This window comes from Pseudomonas sp. TAA207 (genome assembly GCF_001529285.1).
GTDB lineage: Bacteria > Pseudomonadota > Gammaproteobacteria > Pseudomonadales > Pseudomonadaceae > Aquipseudomonas > Aquipseudomonas weihenstephanensis.
Genome location: NZ_LLWJ01000070.1, coordinates 16,653 through 37,980, shown reverse-complemented (window position 1 = coordinate 37,980; position 21,328 = coordinate 16,653). Strand labels below are relative to the sequence as shown.

Genomic DNA, 21,328 nt, shown 5'->3' with positions numbered 1-21,328 from the left:
CGCTTAATCCACCCAGACGCGAGCGTTGCGGAACATGCGCAACCACGGCGCATCTTCATTCCACTCCTCGGGACGCCACGAGTTCTGCACGGCGCGGAATACCCGCTCCGGGTGCGGCATCATGATGGTCACACGGCCGTCACGGCTAGTCAGACCGGTAATCCCGCGCGGCGAACCGTTCGGGTTGGCCGGGTAGTTTTCAGTCACTTTGCCGTGGTTGTCGACGAAACGCAGCGCCACCGAACCGGACAAGTCGGCTTGCAGCAAGGCTTCTTCGCTGGCGAACTCGGCATGGCCTTCACCGTGCGCGATAGCGATTGGCATGCGCGAACCGGCCATGCCTTGCAGGAAGATGGAGTTCGACTCCTGCACTTGCACCATTGCCACACGCGCTTCGAACTGCTCGGAACGGTTGCGCACAAAGTGTGGCCACAACTCGCTGCCCGGAATCAGTTCGCTCAGGTTGGACATCATCTGGCAACCGTTGCACACACCCAGCGAGAAGCTGTCGGAGCGCTCGAAGAAGCTCTGGAACGCATCGCGGGCACGGGTGTTGAACAGTGCCGACTTGGCCCAGCCTTCACCGGCACCCAGCACGTCGCCGTAAGAGAAACCACCGCAAGCCACCATGCCCTTGAACTCGTTCAGGTCGACACGGCCGGCCAGAATGTCGCTCATGTGCACGTCGATCGCGTTGAAACCGGCACGGTCAAACGCCGCCGCCATTTCAACCTGACCGTTGACGCCCTGCTCGCGCAGTACAGCCACTTGCGGGCGAATGCCTTTTTTGATGTACGGCGCACTGATGTTGTGGTTGACGTCAAAGCCCAGCTTGACGCTCAGGCCCGGATTGTCTTCTTCCAGCAACACGTCGAATTCCTGATCCGCACAGTCGGCGTTATCACGCAGACGCTGGATCTGGTAGCTGGTCTGCGCCCACTGACGCTGCAACGCGCCACGCTGACCTTCAAAGACGGTTTCGCCTTTGAGGCTGATGGTCACTTCGCTGTTGTTCAACGGCTGGCCAATCACGGCCACGCACTCACCCAGGCCTGCCACGCTGAACTGGGCCAGAATTTCGGCCGTAGCGTCCTGACGCACTTGAATCACGGCACCCAGTTCTTCGTTGAACAGGATGGCCGGGATTTCGCTGGCGTTTTGGGTCAGGCAATCGAGCGTCAAGCTCAGGCCACAGTGACCGGCAAAAGCCATCTCCAGCACGCTGGTCATCAAACCACCGTCGGAACGGTCGTGGTAGGCCAGCAAGTGACCGTCCGCGTTCAGCCCCTGAATCACGGCGAAGAAGGCTTTGAGGTCTTCTGCGTCATCGACGTCTGGCGCCTGCTTGCCCAGCTTGCCGTAGGTTTGCGCCAGGATGGAGGCACCCATACGGTTTTGGCCACGGCCCAGATCGATCAGGATCAGATCGGTCAGCCCCTTGTCCATGCGCAGTTCAGGGGTCAGGGTTTGACGGATATCAACCACGGGGGCGAAGCCGGTCACGATCAGCGACAACGGCGAGGTGACGCTCTTGTCGGCGCCCTCTTCGCTCCAGCGGGTTTGCATCGACATCGAGTCTTTGCCCACTGGAATGGTGATGCCCAACTCTGGGCACAGCTCCATGCCGACCGCTTTAACAGTGTCGAACAGGCGCGCGTCTTCACCGGGATGACCCGCAGCGGACATCCAGTTGGCCGACATTTTGATGTCAGACAGCTTGCCGATGCGCGAGGCGGCAATGTTGGTCAGGGTTTCGCCGATGGCCATACGGCCCGATGCCGGGGCATCCAGCAGCGCCAGCGGAGTACGCTCGCCCATCGCCATCGCTTCACCGGTGTAAACGTCAAAGCTGGTGGCGGTCACGGCCACGTCAGCCACGGGCACTTGCCACGGGCCGACCATTTGGTCGCGAGCAACCAGGCCGGTGATGGTGCGGTCGCCAATGGTGATCAGGAAGCTTTTGCTGGCAACGGCCGGGTGATACAGCACGCGCTCAACGCACTCGGCGATGCTCAGCGTGGCAGGATCGAAATCATCGCCCAGCTCGGCTTCACGCACGGCCGAACGGTGCATGCGCGGTGCTTTGCCCAGCAACACTTCCAGTGGCATGTCCACCGGGTTGTTGCCGAAGTGGCTGTCGGTGACCGTCAGTTGCGGTTCAGCCGTGGCCTCACCGACCACGGCAAACGGGCAACGCTCACGTTCGCAGATGGCCTGGAAGCGCGCGAAATCTTCTACGCCCACTGCCAGTACGTAACGTTCCTGGGATTCGTTGCTCCAGATTTCGTGCGGGGCCATGCCCGGCTCGTCGTTTGGAATGTTGCGCAGTTCGAAGCGACCACCACGCTCGCCGTCATTTACCAGCTCGGGGAAGGCGTTGGACAGACCACCTGCACCCACGTCGTGGATGAAGCTGATCGGGTTTTTGTCACCCAACTGCCAGCAACGGTCGATCACTTCCTGGCAACGACGCTCCATTTCCGGGTTTTCGCGCTGTACCGAAGCGAAGTCCAGGTCAGCCGAGCTTGCGCCCGTCGCCATAGAGGAAGCGGCACCGCCGCCCAGACCGATCAACATCGCCGGGCCGCCCAGCACGATCAGCTTGGAGCCGACCGTGATCTCGGCTTTCTGTACGTGCTCGGCGCGGATGTTGCCCATGCCGCCCGCCAACATGATCGGCTTGTGATAACCGCGCACTTCGTCGCCATGCGGGGTGGTGATGGACTGCTCAAAGGTACGGAAGTAGCCGGTCAGGGCCGGACGACCGAACTCGTTGTTGAACGCGGCGCCGCCCAGCGGGCCTTCGATCATGATGTCGAGCGCGGTCACAATGCGCTCAGGCTTGCCGTACGGCACTTCCCACGGCTGTACGAAGCCCGGAATTTGCAGGTTGGACACGGTAAAACCGGTCAGGCCCGCTTTGGGCTTGGCACCACGCCCTGTTGCGCCTTCATCGCGAATTTCGCCGCCAGAACCGGTCGCCGCACCCGGAAACGGGGCAATAGCGGTCGGGTGGTTGTGCGTCTCGACTTTCATCAAGATGTGCACCGGCTCTTGCACCGCGCCGTATTGGCGGGTGTCAGGGTTGGGGAAGAAACGACCGGCCACGCTGCCGACAATCACCGAAGCGTTATCTTTATAGGCCGACAGCACACCTTCGCTGTGCATCACGTAGGTGTTTTTGATCATGCCAAACAGGCTTTTTTCCTGATTTTGGCCGTCGATGTCCCAACTGGCGTTGAAGATCTTGTGGCGGCAATGCTCGGAGTTGGCCTGGGCAAACATCATCAGTTCGATGTCGTGCGGGTTACGACCCAAACCGTTGAAAGCATTGACCAGATAGTCGATTTCGTCATCTGCCAGCGCAAGGCCCAGCTCGACGTTGGCTTTTTCCAGCGCAGCACGACCACCACCCAACACATCAATCGCGGTCAGCGGCTTGGGTTCGGCGTGGCTGAACAAACCAGCCGCCTGCTCCAGATCGCCCAACACAATTTGCGTCATGCGGTCGTGCAAGGTCGCGCCAATCAGCTCGGCTTCAGCGTCGCTGAATTGACCTGCCACATAGAACGCAATGCCACGCTCCAGGCGCTGGATTTTAGCCAGGCCACAGTTACGGGCAATGTCGCTGGCCTTGCTCGACCAAGGGGAGATGGTGCCAAACCGCGGCAACACCAGGAACAGTCGGCCGCTCGGCTCTTGGACCGGCACACTTGGACCGTACTTCAGGAGACGAGCCAGTACCAATTGCTCATCGCGGGTCAACTCACCAGTAACATCGGCGAAGTGGGCGAATTCAGCGTACAAGCCACTGACAGCTGGAACCTTTTGGCTCAGTTGTGCGAGAAGTTTGTTGTGGCGAAAGGCAGATAGGGCAGGAGCGCCGCGCAGGATCAACATCTTCGGGACAGCCTCGGGAGGGGTGTGCTTTGAGGCCCGGCATTCTAACGTAAACCTTTGGTCTCGGCACCCGAAACGGCACACCTTGCGCACGTCAAACGTCGTTATTCGATCAGGGCCTTATTCTTTATGGCTATCAGCGACCACAAGCCAAGTCTGTTTGGATCTTTCAACACCCCTCAAAGGCCCATTTCACAAGGGTTCGCGCTGATTCAAGGCTTCTCAACTGGCTGAGTGCCTATTGCCGTGATATGGCACGCGCGCTGCTTTGCGTATACTGCGCCCATGTTTTCTCTATCTGTATTCCGCCAGCGTTGCGCCAAATGGCTCCTCGCAACCGGACTCTTCCTGATGCTCGGTGCCTGCGTTGAAAAACCCAGCACCCTGGAGCGCGTAAAGGAGGATGGGGTACTGCGGGTGATCACCCGTAACAGCCCGGCCACCTACTTTGAGGATCGCAACGGCGAAACCGGCTTTGAATACGAGCTGGTGAAACGCTTTGCCGATGATCTGGGTGTGGAGCTGAAGATCGAAACAGCCGATAACCTGGACGACCTGTTTACCCAGCTCGGCCAACCTGACGGCCCGGTGCTGGCTGCTGCCGGACTGGTCAGCAGCGAAAATCGCCTCCAACAAGCCAAGTTTTCTCACCCCTACCTTGAGGTCACGCCGCAGATCATCTATCGCAACGGCCAGTCACGCCCTACCTCTGCGGCAGATCTGGCAGGCAAGCGCATCACGGTGCTCAAAGGCAGCTCCCACGCAGAGCAACTCGCCGAACTCAAAAAGCAATACCCCGGCATTGAGTACGAAGAGTCTGACGCTGTTGAAGTAGTCGACCTGCTGCGTATGGTCGATGAAGGTCAAATCGACCTGACACTGGTTGACTCCAATGAAGTGGCCATGAACCAGGTGTACTTTCCTAACGTGCGCGTGGCCTTCGACCTGGGGGATGCCCGCAGCCAGCGCTGGGCGGTGATGGCAGGTGAAGACAACAGCCTGCTGAACGAGATCAACGCCTACCTCGACAAGGTTGAAAAGAACGGCACTTTGCAGCGCCTCAAAGACCGTTATTACGGCCACGTCGATGTGCTGGGTTACGTGGGCGCTTACACCTTTGCTCAACACCTGCAACAACGCCTGCCCAAGTACGAAAAATTCTTTAAGGAGGCCGCCAAAAAAGAAGGCGTGGACTGGCGACTGCTGGCAGCGATGGGCTATCAGGAATCCCTGTGGCAACCCACCGTCACCTCAAAAACCGGGGTTCGCGGCCTGATGATGCTCACCCAGAACACCGCACAGGCGATGGGCGTGGCCAATCGACTGGACGCCAAGCAAAGCATTTATGGCGGCGCGAAGTATTTGGCACTGATCAAGAGCGAGCTGGACGACGACATTCAGGAGCCGGATCGAACCTGGTTTGCGCTGGCCGCGTATAACGTTGGCGGCGGGCACCTGGATGACGCACGCAAACTGGCGAAAAAAGAAGGCCTGAACCCGAACAAGTGGCTGGACGTTAAAAAAATGCTGCCGCGCCTTGCGCAGAAGCAGTGGTACAGCAAAACCCGCTACGGCTACGCCCGCGGCGGCGAGCCCGTGCACTTTGTGGCCAACATCCGTCGTTACTACGACATCCTGACCTGGGCCACGCAGCCGCAACTGGAAGGCGACCAGGCCGCCGACAGCACACTGCACATCCCCGGTATCGACAAGACCAAGCCCAAAGAAGAGCCGCAGCTTTAACCCTGCACTGAATAAACCCGGTCAAACCCTGTAGTCGCTGCCGAGCAACGAAGGCTGCGACTACACTCAGACCTGCTTATACCTTGGCAGCCGCCACAATCAGCGCTTTCATCTCGGCCACTGCCGATTTGAAGCCCACAAACAGGGCGTGCGCCACCAGTGCGTGGCCAATGTTCAACTCGTTGATGCCCTTGATCGCTGCCACGTCTTGCACGTTGTGATAGTGCAAACCATGACCGGCGTTAACGATCAGACCCTGGGCCAAACCAAACGCCACCCCATCAGCGACACGCGTCAATTGTTCAGCAACCTCGGTTGGCGTCTGTGCATCGGCGTAACGCCCGGTGTGCAGTTCAATCGCCGGTGCGCCCACACGACGGGAAGCTTCGATCTGGCGCTCGTCGGCATCGATAAACAAGGACACTTCGCAGCCGATCCGGCTCAGGCGCTCCACGGCGGCCTTGATTCGTGCTTCCTGCCCCGCTACGTCCAGGCCCCCTTCTGTGGTCAGTTCCTGACGTGTTTCGGGCACCAGGCAGATGTGCGCCGGACGAATGCGCTCGGCGAATACCATCATCTCTTCGGTCACGCCCATCTCGAAGTTCATGCGGGTTTGCAGCACGTCCTTGAGCAGCAACACGTCGCGCTCCTGGATGTGACGACGGTCTTCACGCAGGTGCACGGTGATGCCATCGGCGCCCGCCTCTTCTGCGTCCAGCGCGGCCTTGACCGGGTCAGGGTAACGCGTGCCGCGCGCCTGGCGCAGCGTGGCTACGTGGTCGATGTTCACGCCGAGAAGAATGCGATTGCTGTGGGTCACGGTGGGCTCTCCTGAAGAGTTGCAGATTCGGCGCACAGCATACCGGTCTATTCAGGGCTTGCGAAACAACTCGCGACTGGCCAGCGGCTTGCCCGCCAAATGCACGGCCAAGGCCTGGCGCATCAGACGCTTGGCCGCAGACAAGGCACCGGGCGTGCTCCAGTCGGCATCCGCCATCGCGTGCAGTTCAACACCGTGAAACAACCCCGGCTGCACCAGATAAATGCGCTCAAGGCCAGCATCGACTTGCAAACGGTACATGCCGTCCACGGCGACGGGGTCACCGTGGATGTCTTGAGTCAGTGAGAAGCCATAGCCCAGGTCATCCAGCAGGCGCCATTCAAAGGCGCGCAACAACGGCTCAAGCGCACGTCCTTCGGCGAGCGCCAGCAAGGTGGCGGCGTAGTGATCGAACACGGCGGGATGGGGGTCTTCAGCCGGTAGCAGGCGCACCAGCAACTCATTGAGGTAAAGGCCACTGAACAAGGCCTCACCGCTGAGCCAGGTTGAAAGGCCTGCGCTTTCCATGCGCCCGACGTTTTTCAGTTCGCCCCGGCCCCGAAATTCGATTTCCAGCGGAACAAAAGGTCGGGCCTGAGAGCCGGCCTTGCCGCGCGCACTGCGCAAAACGGCCCGCAATCGCCCTTGTGGGGTAATAAAGTCGACCAGTGCACTGGTTTCGCGATAGGGGCGACTGTGCAGGACATAGGCGAGTTGGGGGGTGGGGGTTTTGCTGGACATGCCTGCTATCTCGGGGGCCAACAGACAATCTCTGTAGATACCTGGTTGGCGGTCAAGGATCACGGACACAGGGCATGTAGCCGCTGAGGAGCAAGCGAGGCTGCGTCATGCCTTGGCAGCTCCCCCAGCGCGTGGAAGGAGCTGCCGCGGCCTGGGATTACAGGTCGCCGTAGCCCAGCGAACGCAACGCGCGTTCATCGTCGGACCAGCCGCCTTTCACTTTCACCCACAGGTTAAGCATGATTTTGGAGTCGAACAGCAGCTCCATATCTTTGCGCGCTTCGGTGCCAATGCGCTTGATGCGCTCGCCCTTGTCGCCAATGATGATTTTTTTCTGACCGTCACGCTCAACCAGAATCAAGGCATGGATATGCAAGGTTTTGCCCTGCTGCTTGAATTCTTCGATCTCAACGGTGATCTGATACGGCAGCTCGGCGCCCATTTGACGCATGATTTTTTCACGCACCAGCTCAGCGGCGAGGAAGCGGCTGCTGCGGTCAGTGATCTGATCTTCCGGGAAGAAGTGCTCGTTTTCCGGCAAATGCCCGGCGATCACACGCTCAAGCGCTTCAAGGTTGTGGCCGTGCTGAGCGGAGATCGGGATGATCTGGGCGTTCGGCAGTTGCTCCTGAAGCCAGCTCAGGTGCGGCATCATTTCGGCTTTGTCTTCAATGCGGTCGGTCTTGTTCAACGCGACGATCAGCGGGCCGGTCACGTACTGCACGCGTTCCAGCACCATCTGGTCTTCGTCGGTCCACTTGGTGCGGTCGACCACAAAGATCACCACGTCGACGTCTTTCAACGCTGCCGAAGCGGTTTTGTTCATGTAGCGGTTCAGGGCTTTTTCGCCGCCTTTGTGCATGCCCGGGGTATCAACGTAGACCGCTTGTACAGCGCCTTCGGTTTTAATGCCCAGCATGTTGTGACGGGTGGTCTGCGGCTTGCGCGAGGTGATCGCCAGCTTTTGACCCAAAATGTGGTTCAGCAGTGTGGATTTACCCACGTTTGGTCGACCAACAATGGCGACATAGCCACAGCGTGTTGCAGTTGAATCAGTCATGGCCATTCTCCACGCCAAGGGCAATCAGTGCTGCTGCGGCCGCTACCTGTTCGGCAATACGACGACTCACACCCTGACCCCGGCTTTTTTCATTCAATAAGGCAATTTCGCACTCCACAAAGAAAGTGCGGCAATGCGGTTCGCCCTGGATATCTACCACTTCGTAGCGCGGCAGATCACAGGCACGCGACTGCAAGAACTCTTGCAGGCGAGTCTTTGGATCTTTGTTGGTGTCGACCAGGGTCAACGTCTCGAACTCGCTGGCCAGCCAGGCCAATACGCGGTCGCGGGCAACGTCCATGCCTGCATCCAGGTAAATGGCGCCGATCAGCGCTTCGAGGGCGTCTGCCAGAATCGACTCACGGCGGAAACCGCCGCTCTTGAGCTCGCCCGAGCCCAAACGCAGGTACTCGCCCAGCTCAAAACCACGGGCCAGCACGGCCAGGGTTTCGCCTTTTACCAGGCGTGCGCGCAGACGCGACAGCTGGCCTTCACGGGCCAACGGGAAGCGGTCAAACAACGCCTCGCCCGCTACAAAATTGAGAATTGCATCACCCAGAAACTCCAGGCGCTCGTTATTGCGCCCCGCGAAGCTGCGGTGAGTCAGGGCCAGAATCATCAGTTCCTGGTCTTTGAAGGTGTAGCCGAGCTGACGCTCTAAACGCTCTAAAGAAAAACTCACGATTTACCCACGCTGAGTTCGTGGCCGAATGTCACCACCGGACCGATATTAGGGATCAGTGATGCTCGTTTATCGCATAGCAAATGGACAGGGAACACACTGTTCGCCGCCGTCACACTTAACGCTTTGTTCAAATCCACATCCTGAATACTGTTGACCGCCCTGTCTGACGCGACAAAGCGGTTGTAAGAACCGTCAGGCAACCGATTTATTCGGACACCTGAAAAGCATTCGGCGCTGTTATTAACAGCGCCGTCTTGGCTACTTGATCAGACCCACTCGCGAGAAGTTCGGCAAATGGCTGGTTTTCGGTTCGGGCCAGCTCATCCAAACAGCGAAGGCCTTGCCGACAATGTTCTCGTCGGGGACCATGCCCAGCTCGTCTTTGGGAATGTTCGGATCATCCCAGTAACGGCTGTCGTTCGAATTGTCGCGGTTGTCACCCATCATGAAGTAGTGCGCGGCCGGGACCGTCCACTCATGATCGGGCGGCGTGCGGTAGCGGCTCATTTCCTTGCGGATCATGTGCTCCACTTCGCCCAGCTTCTCTTTGTACAGCTCGGCACTGCCCAACGTGCCAGGCTCCGAACCCACCAGTTGTTCAGCCACCAGTTGGTCATTGACGTACAGTTTTTTGTCGCTGGTGTAGCGAATCTTGTCGCCCGGCAGGCCCACTACACGCTTGATGTAGTTGACTGTCGGATCGCTTGGGTAGCGAAACACCATCACATCGCCACGCTTCGGATCACCCACTTCGATGATTTTCTTGTCGATCACCGGCAAGCGGATCCCGTAAGAAAACTTGTTCACCAAAATGAAGTCGCCCACATCCAGCGTCGGCTTCATCGAGCCGGACGGGATCTGGAACGGCTCAACCAGAAACGAACGCAGCACCAGCACGATGAACAACACCGGGAAGAACGACTTGCCGTATTCAACCAGCAACGGCTCTTTGTTGAGCTTCTCGATCACCTGCGTATCAGCCGGCTTGACGCTGGCTTGATAGTTGGCAATGGCCTTGCGCCGGCGCGGAGCCAGGAAGACCAGATCGAGCAGCGCCAGCAAACCGCAGACGGCTACAGCAATGACCAGCAACAGCGGGAAATTTAGTGACATAGGACCTAGCTATCCAACCTGAGCACCGCAAGGAAGGCTTCTTGTGGAATTTCCACGTTACCCACTTGCTTCATGCGTTTTTTACCGGCTTTCTGCTTTTCCAACAGCTTGCGCTTACGGCTAACGTCACCACCGTAGCATTTGGCCAGTACGTTTTTACGAAGCGCTTTAACAGACGAGCGCGCAATGATTTGGCCACCAATGGCAGCCTGAATAGCCACATCGAACATCTGACGCGGAATCAGCTCTTTCATCTTCTCGGTCAACGCACGCCCTTTGTAGTGAGCGTTGTCGCGGTGAACGATAAGTGCCAGGGCATCCACTTTTTCGCCGTTGATCAATACATCAAGCTTGACCAGATTAGCCGATTGATAGCGGTTGAAGTGGTAATCAAGCGAAGCATAGCCGCGACTGGTGGACTTGAGACGGTCGAAGAAGTCCAGAACCACTTCGTTCATCGGCAAGTCGTAGGTCACTTGTACCTGGCTACCCAGGAACAGCATGTCGTGCTGAACACCGCGTTTTTCAATGCACAGGGTTATGACGTTGCCCAAGTGCTCTTGAGGCACAAGGATATTGGCGCGCACGATCGGCTCGCGAATATCTTCAATCGAAGAAACGTCCGGCAGCTTGGACGGGTTATCGACGTAAATCGTTTCACCCGTTTTGAGCAGCAACTCAAAAATTACCGTCGGCGCAGTGGTGATCAGATCCAGGTCGTACTCGCGCTCAAGGCGCTCCTGAATGATCTCCATGTGCAGCATGCCGAGGAAGCCGCAACGGAAGCCGAAGCCCAGCGCGTCAGAGCTTTCCGGGGTGTATTGCAACGACGAGTCGTTCAACGTGAGCTTTTGCAGCGCCTCACGGAAGTCTTCGAAGTCGTCAGAGCTGACCGGGAACAGGCCAGCGTACACCTGCGGCTGAATACGTTTGAAACCAGGCAGTACGTCGACATCCGGGGTGGAGCTCAAGGTCAGGGTATCGCCCACTGGCGCGCCGTGAATGTCCTTGATACCCGCAATGATGAAGCCTACTTCGCCAGCTTTCAGATCCGTGGTGGCCGTGTGCTTGGGGTTGAACACACCCACGCTGTCGACCAGGTGCATCTTGCCGGTGGATTTAACCAGAATTTTGTCGCCCTTTTTCACGCGGCCGTGGCGCACGCGAACCAGGGACACAACGCCCAGGTAGTTATCGAACCAGGAATCGATGATCAACGCTTGCAGCGGATCTTCATAGTTACCGGTTGGCGCAGGAATGGTGTGCACCAGGCGCTCAAGCACCTCGTCCACGCCCAGGCCGGTCTTGGCGCTACAGGTCACGGCATCAGTGGCATCAATACCAATGATTTTTTCGATTTCTTCCTTCACCCGGTCCGGGTCGGCTTGCGGCAGGTCGATCTTGTTCAAGACCGGCATTACCTCAAGCCCCTGCTCGATAGCGGTGTAGCAGTTAGCCACGGACTGGGCTTCAACGCCCTGCCCCGCATCGACCACCAGCAAGGCACCTTCACAGGCCGCCAGGGAACGGCTGACTTCATAGGTGAAGTCAACGTGGCCCGGGGTATCAATGAAGTTCAGCTGATAGGTAATACCGTCTTTGGCCGTGTAATACAGCGTCACGCTGTGGGCCTTGATGGTGATCCCGCGCTCACGCTCCAGGTCCATGGAGTCCAGTACCTGGGCCTCCATTTCACGGGCGGTCAGGCCACCACACATCTGAATAAAGCGATCGGCCAGCGTCGACTTGCCATGGTCAATGTGGGCGATGATGGAGAAATTGCGGATATGACTCAAATCACTCACGGGTCAACACTCAAAAAAAGTCGCAGGCAGACTGCCCGCCGAAAAATAGCCGGGAATTGTACCTGATGATCGCGCCAAGCGTCACGTTCACAGGCCAATGCACACGGACAAAAAAGCCCCTATCGCGAGATAGAGGCTTTTGGTTCAAGCATTAAAGAGCAATCAACCCGCCCGGCGCAGCAACCAGATACCCGCCAACGCGCAGATACCGGCGGGCAGCAGGACCGCAAACAAGGGCGAGAAACCGAATACCAGGCTGGACGGCCCCAGCAGGTCTTGCGCAATTTTAAAGGTGAAGCCCACCAGCACACCGGTGAACACACGCTGACCCAATGTCACCGAGCGCAGCGGACCAAAGATAAAGGAGATCGCCATCAACACCAGTGCCGCCGTAACCAGCGGCTGCAACACCTTGACCCAGAATGCCAGCCAGTAGCGGCCATTGTTCAGCCCCTGGTCTTTGAGGTAGTGGATGTAGCTCCACAGACCACTGATCGACAGCGATTCTGGCGCCATGACCACGGTATTGAGCAATTGCGGGCTCAAGGCCACATCCCAGCGCTCGACCGGCGCACTGACCACTTCGGTGCTGCGGTCATGAAACAGCGTGGTGGTGACATCCGAAAGCTGCCAGTGATCCTGATCAAACACCGCTTTTTTGGCGAAGCTCGACGATTGCATGTGCCGCTCTTTATCAAAGCGATAACGGGTCACACCAAACAGCGTGCCGTTAGGTTGCACGGCGTTGATGTGGATGAATTCCTCACCCTGGCGGTGCCACAGACCGTGCTTGGAGCTTTGTGCATCACCGCCGCCCTGCGCCAGTGCGCGATTGGCCTGAGCCATGGTCTCGGTGGCCGGGGCCACATACTCGCCCACCAGCACACCTGCGACCATCAACACCAGCATGGGCTTCATCACCGCCCATACAATCCGGCCGATCGACACACCCGCCGCCCGCATGATGGTCAGCTCACTGTTGCTGGCCAGACTACCCAAACCAATCAGACAGCCAATCAACGCGGCCATCGGCAACATTTCGTACATGCGCCGCGGGGCCGTCAGCAACACAAAACTGAAAACGTCCATCACGGTATAGCTGTCACTGATGCTGCCCATCTCATCGATGAACGCGAACAACGACGCCAGACCCAAAATAATCCCCAGCACAGCCAGGATCGCCATAAAGACGCTGCTACCGATGTAGCGATCTAGCTTACCCACGCGCCATCTCCTTCACGCTACGGCGACTCGCCAGCTTCAAGCGCAGCGGCTCCCAATACAGCAACAACAGGCCAATGGCCAGGAACAGAACGTGTACCCACCACAGGCCCAGTGTCGGCGACAGCTTGCCTTTTTCCAGCGCGCCACGGGCCGAAATCAGAATGGTCAGGTAACCCATATAAAGCAGAATGGCGGGCAGCAACTTGAGGAAGCGGCCCTGACGCGGGTTGACACGCGACAGCGGCACGGCAATCAAGGTCACGATAAACACCAGCAGCGGCAAGGAAATACGCCATTGCAACTCGGCAATCGCGCGCGGCTCCTTGTTACCGATCAGATCAAGGGTCGGGATCGCGTCGCGGTCCGTCACTTCATCGCTGGCATCAGGCTTGGGCAACAGCACGCCGTAGGTGTCGTACTTGATGGCGCGGTAGTCCGCCAGACCGGGGTTGCCGTCATAACGGTAGCCATTGTCCAGAATCAACCAGCGACTGCCGTCGGGGCGTACTTCCTGACGGCCTTTTTCGGCCACCAACACAGAAATACTGCGGTCTTTGGCGTCCTGACCGAGATTTTTTTGCGAGATAAACACGCCTGACAGGTTAGTCCGGTCATTGGTCAGCTCTTCGGTGTACGTCACCCGGGAACCATCACTCAATGACTGAAAGCGGCCCGGCACCAAGGTGTCGAACTCGGTCAACGCGTCTTGCTTGTTGAGCAACAACTGGAACTGATTGGCACCCTGCGGCGCCAGGCTCAGGCTCAGCCATGCCACCAGCAAGGCGACAAAAGCGGCCGGCACCATGGTCATGCCCAGCAAACGTTGCTGGCTCATGCCGGTGGCGGACAGTACGGTCATTTCACTTTCGAGATACAAGCGCCCATAGGCCAGCAAAATGCCCAGAAACAGCCCCAAAGGCAGAATCAGTTGCAAGAAGCCGGGCAGACGAAAGCCCATGATCAGGAACAAAGAACCCGGGTCCAGGGCACCCGAAGCTGCCTGCGCCAGGTACTTGATGAAACGACCGCTCATGATGATGACCAGCAGCACAGCGCTGACAGCGCTCAATGTAAGCAGGACTTCGCGGGACAAATAACGGAAGACGATCAAACCAGACACTCCAGGGTCGTCAGGCTAAGGCGGCCAAACACACGGCATTACCAGCCAGCCAGACACTCATCATAGATGAGCGCAGCGGACTAAAAAGATGGCGCATTATCCTGTGAATACCCTCGCCTGTCACTGCGCTTGCTTACCCAAGATTACAAAGCACTCATTGAAGACCACACGAGGGTTGTCAGCCGCGACCGACGGGGTACAAACTGCCCGCCTTGACGCATGCCCGCATAGACAGGTGAAGCGTTTCATCCATAAGCACTCAAACCCCAGGGTTTGGGCGCACGTTGACCATTTGATTCAGGGACCCGGACATGGAACTGGTTGTAAAAAGCGTTAGCCCAGAAACGTTGAAAACGGCCACTCTCGTGGTCGCCGTCGGCGAAGGCCGCAAGCTCAGCCACACCGCCAAAGCCATCGACGAACTCACCGGCGGCGCTATCAGCGCAGTCCTCAAGCGCGGCGACCTGGCGGGTAAAACCGGCCAAAGCCTGCTGCTGCACAACCTGGCGAACATCAAGGCTGAGCGCGTATTGTTGCTGGGCACCGGTAAAGATGAAGAGTTGGGCGACCGTCCGTTTCGCAAAATCATCAGCGGCGCCCTGGGCGTCCTCAAGGGTCTGGGCGGCAGCGACGCCGTGTTTGCCCTCGACGAACTGGTGGTCAAAGGCCGTGACAGCTACAGCAAAACCCGCCTGCTGGCCGAAACCCTGGTCGATGGCGAGTACACCTTCGACCGCTTCAAAAGCCAGAAAGCCGAACCCCGCGCGCTGAAAAAAATCACCCTGCTGACCATCAAAGCCGCTCAGGCCGAGGTCCAACTGGCCGTGACTCACGCGCAGGCGATTGCTGCCGGCATGTCCTTCACCCGCGATCTGGGCAACCTGCCGCCGAACATCTGCCACCCGGTGTTCCTCGCCGAACAGGCCAAAGAACTGGGCAAAGCGTTCAAGGGCCTGAAAGTCGAGATTCTCGACGAGAAGAAAATCAAAGAACTTGGCATGGGCGCGTTCTACGCCGTGGGCCAAGGCAGCGACCAGCCGCCGCGCCTGATCGTGATGAACTACTCGGGCGGTAAAAAATCCGAGAAGCCGTTCGTGCTGGTCGGCAAAGGCATCACCTTCGACACCGGCGGCATCAGCCTCAAGCCGGGCGCCGGCATGGATGAAATGAAGTACGACATGGGCGGCGCTGCCAGCGTGTTCGGCACCCTGCGCGCCGTCCTTGAGCTGAAACTGCCAATCAACCTGGTGTGCATTCTGGCCTGCGCTGAAAACATGCCAAGCGGCGGCGCAGCGCGTCCGGGTGACATCGTGACCACCATGAGCGGGCAAACCGTTGAAATCCTCAACACTGACGCCGAAGGCCGTCTGGTGCTGTGCGATGCCCTGACCTACGCCGAGCGCTTCAAACCGCAGGCAGTGATCGACATCGCGACCCTGACCGGTGCGTGCATGGTTGCCCTGGGCGCCCACACTTCGGGCCTGATGGGTAACAACGACGAACTGATCAACCAACTGCTCGACGCCGGCAAACAAGCCGACGACCGCGCCTGGCAACTGCCGCTGTTCGACGAGTATCAGGAGCAACTGGACAGCCCGTTCGCCGACATGGCCAACATTGGCGGCCCCAAAGCCGGTGCCATCACTGCAGGCTGCTTCCTGTCACGCTTTGCCAAGGCCTATCACTGGGCTCACCTGGACATCGCAGGCACCGCCTGGGTCAGCGGCGGCAAGGACAAAGGCGCCAGCGGCCGCCCGGTGCCGTTGCTGACGCAATACCTGCTGGATCGCGCCAACGCTTGAAGCTGATGATCGCAGGCTGCGCCGCTTGAGGGCGGTGCAGCCCCGATTCAGGAACCGCAATGACCTCTGAAAAAACCAAAGTCGACTTTTATATCCTGCCCAGCGCCGATCCCGCCGCGCGGCTGGACTTCGCCTGCAAACTCACCGACAAAGCCTGGCGCCTGGGGCATCGGGTGTACCTGCACTGCACGGACACAGCCCAACGCCAAGCGCTGGATGAACGCCTGTGGCGCTTTAAGGGCGAAAGCTTTGTGCCTCACAGCCATGTTGAGGACGAACCCGATGGCGTGATTGTGATGGGCATCGCCGACGCGCCTGCCAGCCATCAGGACTTAATGATCAACCTGGACCTTAAAGTCCCCGAATGCTTCAAACGCTTCGCCCGCGTGGCCGAAGTGGTCGTCGAAGACCCTGCCGTTCGACAGGCCGCACGGGAGAGTTTCCGCTTCTACCGTGAACAGGGCTATCCTCTGCAAGACCACAAGTTACAACGACTCTGAGCACACGATGGACACCCCCAATTCACCGAAAAAAGCTGCACACCTGCTCGATGATCTTGAGTCCATTCGTCAGTTGCTGGGCGACGAGGGCCTGCAACCGCCCTTGCTGACCGAGATGGTGGGCGAGGAAGGCATTCAGATTCCGCTGCTCGACGACATGATCGCCCCGGCACCCGCAGCGCCGGCGCCCGTGCAAATCCCGCTGGCCATGGCGCCTGCCGCACAAGCAGAAAAAGCCCCCGACGCCCTGCTGGTTCATCTGGACAAAGAGCTGCGCACCGCCGCCCAGATCATCATGCAAGACGTGATCAACGACTTCGCCCCGCACATCGAAACCGAGATCAAGCGCCGCCTTGATGCGCACATGGAGCGCCTGCTCGCCCAACATCAGAGCTGATGCAGACACAAACCCTGTAGCCGCTGGCGCAGGCTGCGATAAGGCCCGCAGGGCCTTCAAAACATCCGCATCGCTACGCGCTCCATCGCAGCCTGCGCCAGCGGCTACATAAAGCAACCCACACCTCGCCCTCAGCGTCCCGCCCCGCTATACTTGCCGGCTTTCCTGAATTAATGCCAATAGGGTCCCGCCGCGCATGGATAAGACCTACCAGCCGCACGCCATTGAAACTTCCTGGTACAAAACCTGGGAAGAAGAAAACTATTTTGCCCCGCAAGGCGCGGGCGACCCGTACACCATCATGATTCCGCCGCCGAACGTCACCGGCAGCCTGCACATGGGTCACGGCTTTAACAACGCGATCATGGACGCCCTGATCCGTTTCCGTCGCATGCAGGGTCGCAACACGCTGTGGCAGCCGGGCACCGACCACGCGGGGATCGCCACCCAAATGCTGGTCGAGCGCCAAATCGAAGCCCAGGGTCTGAACCGCCACGATCTGGGCCGCGAAAAATTCCTCGACAAGATCTGGGAATGGAAAGACCAGTCCGGTGGCAACATCAGCCGTCAGATCCGCCGCCTCGGCTCGTCCGTAGACTGGAGCCGCGAGCGCTTCACCATGGACGACGGTCTGTCCGAAGCCGTGAAGGAAGCCTTCGTACGCCTGCACGAAGACGGCCTGATCTACCGTGGCAAGCGTCTGGTTAACTGGGACACCAAGCTGCACACCGCGATTTCCGACCTTGAAGTGGAAAACCACGACGAGAAAGGTTTCCTGTGGAACCTGCGCTACCCACTGGCTGACGGTGCCAAAACCGCTGAAGGTCTGGACTACCTGGTGGTGGCGACTACCCGCCCCGAAACCATGCTGGGTGACGCTGCCGTCGCCGTGAACCCGGAAGACGAACGCTACAAGGCCCTGATCGGTAAATTCGTCGAGCTGCCACTGGTCGGCCGCCGTATCCCGATCATCGCCGATGACTACTGCGACCCAGAATTCGGCACCGGCTGCGTGAAAATCACCCCGGCCCACGATTTCAACGACTACGAAGTCGGCAAGCGCCACAACCTGCCGCTGCTGAACATCTTCGACAAAAACGCAAAAGTGTTGCCAGCCGCTCAGGTGTTCAACCTCGACGGCACGCTCAACGAAACCATCGACGGCACCCTGCCAGCCCAGTACGCCGGCCTGGATCGTTTCGAAGCGCGCAAGCAAATCGTTGCCGACTTCGACGAAGCCGGTCTGCTGGTCAGCGTCGACGATCACGCCCTGAAAGTGCCGAAAGGCGACCGTTCGGGCACCATCATCGAGCCGTGGCTGACCGACCAGTGGTACGTATCGACCAAGCCGTTGGCAGAGCCGGCCATTGCCGCCGTTGAAGATGGCCGCATTGCGTTCGTGCCTAAACAGTACGAAAACATGTACTTCTCGTGGATGCGTGACATCCAGGACTGGTGCATCAGCCGTCAGCTGTGGTGGGGCCACCGCATTCCGGCCTGGTACGACGAATCGGGCAAGGTTTACGTAGGCCGCGACGAAGCCGAAGTGCGCGCCAAGCACAATCTGGGGCCGGACGTTGCGCTGCAACAGGACAACGACGTGCTCGACACCTGGTTCAGCTCGGGCCTGTGGACGTTCTCCACCCTGGGCTGGCCGGAAAAAACCGAAGCGCTGAAAACCTTCCATTCCACCGACGTGCTGGTCACCGGCTTCGACATCATTTTCTTCTGGGTTGCCCGGATGATCATGCTCACCATGCACTTGGTGAAAAACGAAGACGGCACCCCGCAAGTTCCGTTCAAGACCGTGTATGTACACGGCCTGGTACGTGACGGTCAGGGCCAGAAGATGTCCAAGTCCAAGGGCAACGTGCTGGACCCGCTGGACATCATCGACGGCATCGAACTCGAAGACCTGGTGGCCAAACGCACCACCGGCCTGATGCAGCCAAAACTGCTGAAGAAGATCGAAAAGCAGACCCGCGACGAATTCGCCGACGGCATTGCCAGCTACGGCACCGACGCCCTGCGCTTCACCTTCTGCTCGCTGGCCTCCACCGGTCGTGACATCAAGTTCGACATGGGCCGCGTTGAAGGCTATCGCAACTTCTGCAACAAGATCTGGAACGCTGCACGCTACGTGCTGGACAAGGGCGAAGACTGCGGCCAAAACGGCGAAGCCTACGAACTGTCGCTGGCCGATCGCTGGATCATCTCGCAGTTGCAGCGCACCGAAGCCGAAGTGACCCGTCACCTTGATCAGTTCCGTTTCGACCTCGCGGCGCAAGCCCTGTACGAGTTCATCTGGAACCAGTACTGCGACTGGTATCTGGAGCTGTCCAAGCCTGTGCTGTGGGACGAGAATGCGCCCGTAGAACGTCAGCGTGGCACCCGCCGCACGCTGGTTCGCGTGCTGGAAGTCGCGCTGCGCCTGGCGCACCCGTTCATGCCATTCATCACCGAAGAAATCTGGCAGCGCATCGCGCCACTGGCCGGCGTTGAAGGCAAGACCATCATGCTGCAACCGTGGCCGGTGGCGAACGAGTCGCGTATCGACCAGGGCGCCGAAGACGATATCGAATGGCTCAAGGGCCTGATGCTCGGTATCCGCAACATCCGCGGCGAAATGAACATCGGTCCAGGCAAGCCTTTGCAGCTGTACCTCAAAAACGTCGGTGCCGAAGATCAGCGCCGTCTGAGCGAGAACGATGCACTGCTCAAAAAGCTGGCTAAACTCGAAGCGATCACCGTACTGCAAGACGGCGCCGAGGCCCCTCTGTCCGCCACCGCACTGGTAGGCGAAATGGAAGTGCTGGTGCCAATGGCCGGTCTGATCGACAAGGATGCAGAGCTGGCGCGACTGGACAAGGAAATCCAGCGTTTGCACGGCGAAGTGGCCCGCGTAGGCGCAAAACTGTCGAACGCAGCCTTCGTAGACAAGGCTCCGGCCGAAGTCATTGACAAGGAACGCGCCAAATTGGCCGAGGCCGAACAAGCCTTGAGCAAATTGGCTGAACAGCACGCGCGGATTTCCAGCCTGTAATTAAGCTGCGCACCTGATCGCGGGCAAGACCTACTCTTGTGTAGGAGCGAGCTTGCCTCGCGATGGTCATCAAGATCATCGCGAGCAAGCTTGCTCCTACACGGTTTTAGGGCTTGCCCGCGATTGCTTTTGTGGAATGAATTGAACATGACTACCCCCCGCACCTCCAAAGCCACACGCCACAAGCCCAAGGCTGCCAGCGATGCCAAACCGGTCGAGCCGCGCGTCAAGCCCAGCCTGCACCCGCGCAACCGTCATCAGGGCCGCTATGACTTCCCGCAGCTGATTTCGGTGTGCCCTGAGCTTGCCGAGTTCGTCATCATCAACCCGTACGGCAAAGAGAGCATCGACTTCGCCAACCCGAGTGCTGTGCGCGTGTTCAACCGCGCCCTGCTCAAGGCGTTTTACGGCATTGCTCACTGGGACATCCCGGCTGACTACCTGTGCCCGCCAGTTCCGGGTCGCGCCGACTACGTGCACTTTCTGGCTGACCTGCTGGCAACCATGAACGATGGTCAGATCCCGCGTGGGCAAAACGTTCGCGTGCTGGATATCGGCATGGGCGCCAACTGCGTCTACCCGTTGATCGGCCACAGCGAATACCGCTGGCAGTTCCTGGGCACCGAAGTTGACCCGACCGCAGTCAAAGCGGCCAAGGCAATCGTACAGTCCAACAGCCTGAACAAAGCCATTAGCCTGCGCCTGCAACCTGATCCGAAGAAAATCCTGCTGGATGTACTCGACAGCAGCGAACGCTTCGACCTGAGCATGTGCAACCCGCCGTTCCACGCCTCGCTGGACGAAGCCACGCGCGGCAGTGAGCGCAAATGGCGCGCACTGGGCAAGGCCGATCCGAAACGCAAATTGCCGGTGCTGAACTTTGGTGGCCAGGCGGCCGAGTTGTGGTGCGAAGGCGGCGAACAGCGCTTTGTCAGCCAACTGATCCGCGAAAGCGTGCAGGTAGCCCGTCAGGTGCTGTGGTTCAGCGTGTTGGTGTCAAAAGCCTCCAACCTGCCAGCAATCCAGACCGCGCTGAAAAAGGCCGGTGCACGCGAAAGCCAGGTCGTGGACATGTCCCAGGGCAACAAGCAAAGCCGCTTTGTGGCCTGGACGTTCCATGACAAAGATCAACAGCAACTGTGGCGCGAAAAGAACTGGAAGTAATCGTGTGAGTACGCGAAACCTCGTAGCCGCTGACGAGCTGCGTTCGGCGGCCCAGCCGTCGCAAAACCTTAAGTCGCGGTCTGCCCGTTAGATTGCGGCCTCAGGTTTTACGAGTGCTGCGCACTCGAACGCAGCCTCGCGCAGCTCGTCAGCGGCTACAGGATTTGCGTGTCTAGTCCTGAAAATAGGCCAGAAGGTGTAAACCTTATTC

Annotated in this window: 15 protein-coding genes; 6 read left to right on the top strand and 9 right to left on the bottom strand. The window is 58.9% G+C overall.

Translation table 11 applies throughout. The features are described 5' to 3' along the window. Positions 1–3: 3 nt before the first annotated feature. Positions 4–3,900, bottom strand: coding sequence for a phosphoribosylformylglycinamidine synthase (gene purL / locus AP059_RS16990; RefSeq protein WP_059764400.1), 3,897 nt, complete (start codon positions 3,898–3,900; stop codon positions 4–6). Between the two features lie 285 nt (positions 3,901–4,185). Here purL and mltF point away from each other — a divergent pair, with 285 nt between their 5' ends. After that, on the top strand, positions 4,186–5,643 hold the full coding sequence (gene mltF / locus AP059_RS16985; RefSeq protein ID WP_048363277.1) for a membrane-bound lytic murein transglycosylase MltF: 1,458 nt from the start codon (positions 4,186–4,188) through the stop codon (positions 5,641–5,643). 76 nt (positions 5,644–5,719) lie between these two features. Here the strand turns inward: mltF and pdxJ are convergent, their stop codons facing one another. From pdxJ to lptF, 8 genes are all read right to left on the bottom strand, one after another. After that, positions 5,720–6,463 carry a pyridoxine 5'-phosphate synthase gene (pdxJ, locus tag AP059_RS16980; RefSeq protein WP_059764398.1) on the bottom strand — a complete coding sequence of 248 codons (744 nt, stop codon included), beginning with the start codon at positions 6,461–6,463 and terminating at the stop codon, positions 5,720–5,722. Between the two features lie 51 nt (positions 6,464–6,514). Beyond that, positions 6,515–7,204 carry a DNA repair protein RecO gene (gene recO, locus AP059_RS16975; protein WP_048363275.1) on the bottom strand — a complete coding sequence of 230 codons (690 nt, stop codon included), beginning with the start codon at positions 7,202–7,204 and terminating at the stop codon, positions 6,515–6,517. A 157-nt stretch (positions 7,205–7,361) separates the two neighbouring features. Then, complete coding sequence (gene era, locus AP059_RS16970; protein WP_048363274.1) at positions 7,362–8,264, bottom strand: GTPase Era; 903 nt, start codon at positions 8,262–8,264, stop codon at positions 7,362–7,364. Further along, positions 8,257–8,946: a ribonuclease III gene (rnc, locus tag AP059_RS16965; protein WP_048363273.1), complete on the bottom strand. Its 690-nt coding sequence runs from the start codon at positions 8,944–8,946 to the stop codon at positions 8,257–8,259. The genes era and rnc overlap by 8 nt, the downstream gene beginning before the upstream one ends. A 261-nt stretch (positions 8,947–9,207) precedes the next feature. Continuing rightward, a complete protein-coding gene (gene lepB, locus AP059_RS16960) occupies positions 9,208–10,062 on the bottom strand; it encodes a signal peptidase I (protein ID WP_048363272.1) in 855 nt (284 codons plus the stop codon). A 5-nt stretch (positions 10,063–10,067) separates the two neighbouring features. Continuing rightward, positions 10,068–11,867, bottom strand: a complete 1,800-nt coding sequence (gene lepA, locus AP059_RS16955) for a translation elongation factor 4 (RefSeq protein WP_048363271.1) — start codon at positions 11,865–11,867, stop codon at positions 10,068–10,070. Positions 11,868–12,029: 162 nt separating this feature from the next. Further along, a complete protein-coding gene (gene lptG / locus AP059_RS16950) occupies positions 12,030–13,091 on the bottom strand; it encodes an LPS export ABC transporter permease LptG (protein WP_048363270.1) in 1,062 nt (353 codons plus the stop codon). Further along, positions 13,084–14,202: an LPS export ABC transporter permease LptF gene (gene lptF / locus AP059_RS16945; protein ID WP_048363269.1), complete on the bottom strand. Its 1,119-nt coding sequence runs from the start codon at positions 14,200–14,202 to the stop codon at positions 13,084–13,086. Before lptF ends, lptG begins: the two co-directional genes overlap by 8 nt. Positions 14,203–14,522: 320 nt before the next feature. Here lptF and AP059_RS16940 point away from each other — a divergent pair, with 320 nt between their 5' ends. From AP059_RS16940 to rlmF, 5 genes are all read left to right on the top strand, one after another. Further along, a complete protein-coding gene (locus AP059_RS16940; protein WP_048363268.1) occupies positions 14,523–16,013 on the top strand; it encodes a leucyl aminopeptidase in 1,491 nt (496 codons plus the stop codon). Positions 16,014–16,072: 59 nt separating this feature from the next. Continuing rightward, a complete protein-coding gene (locus AP059_RS16935; RefSeq protein WP_048363267.1) occupies positions 16,073–16,513 on the top strand; it encodes a DNA polymerase III subunit chi in 441 nt (146 codons plus the stop codon). A 7-nt stretch (positions 16,514–16,520) separates the two neighbouring features. Continuing rightward, positions 16,521–16,910, top strand: coding sequence for a hypothetical protein (locus AP059_RS16930; RefSeq protein ID WP_059764396.1), 390 nt, complete (start codon positions 16,521–16,523; stop codon positions 16,908–16,910). Positions 16,911–17,106: 196 nt separating this feature from the next. Beyond that, on the top strand, positions 17,107–19,953 hold the full coding sequence (locus AP059_RS16925; RefSeq protein ID WP_059764394.1) for a valine--tRNA ligase: 2,847 nt from the start codon (positions 17,107–17,109) through the stop codon (positions 19,951–19,953). Positions 19,954–20,100: 147 nt separating this feature from the next. Next, the gene (gene rlmF, locus AP059_RS16920; RefSeq protein WP_059764392.1) at positions 20,101–21,117 is read left to right on the top strand and encodes a 23S rRNA (adenine(1618)-N(6))-methyltransferase RlmF; all 1,017 of its coding nucleotides are present in this window, start codon (positions 20,101–20,103) and stop codon (positions 21,115–21,117) included. Positions 21,118–21,328: the final 211 nt, after the last annotated feature.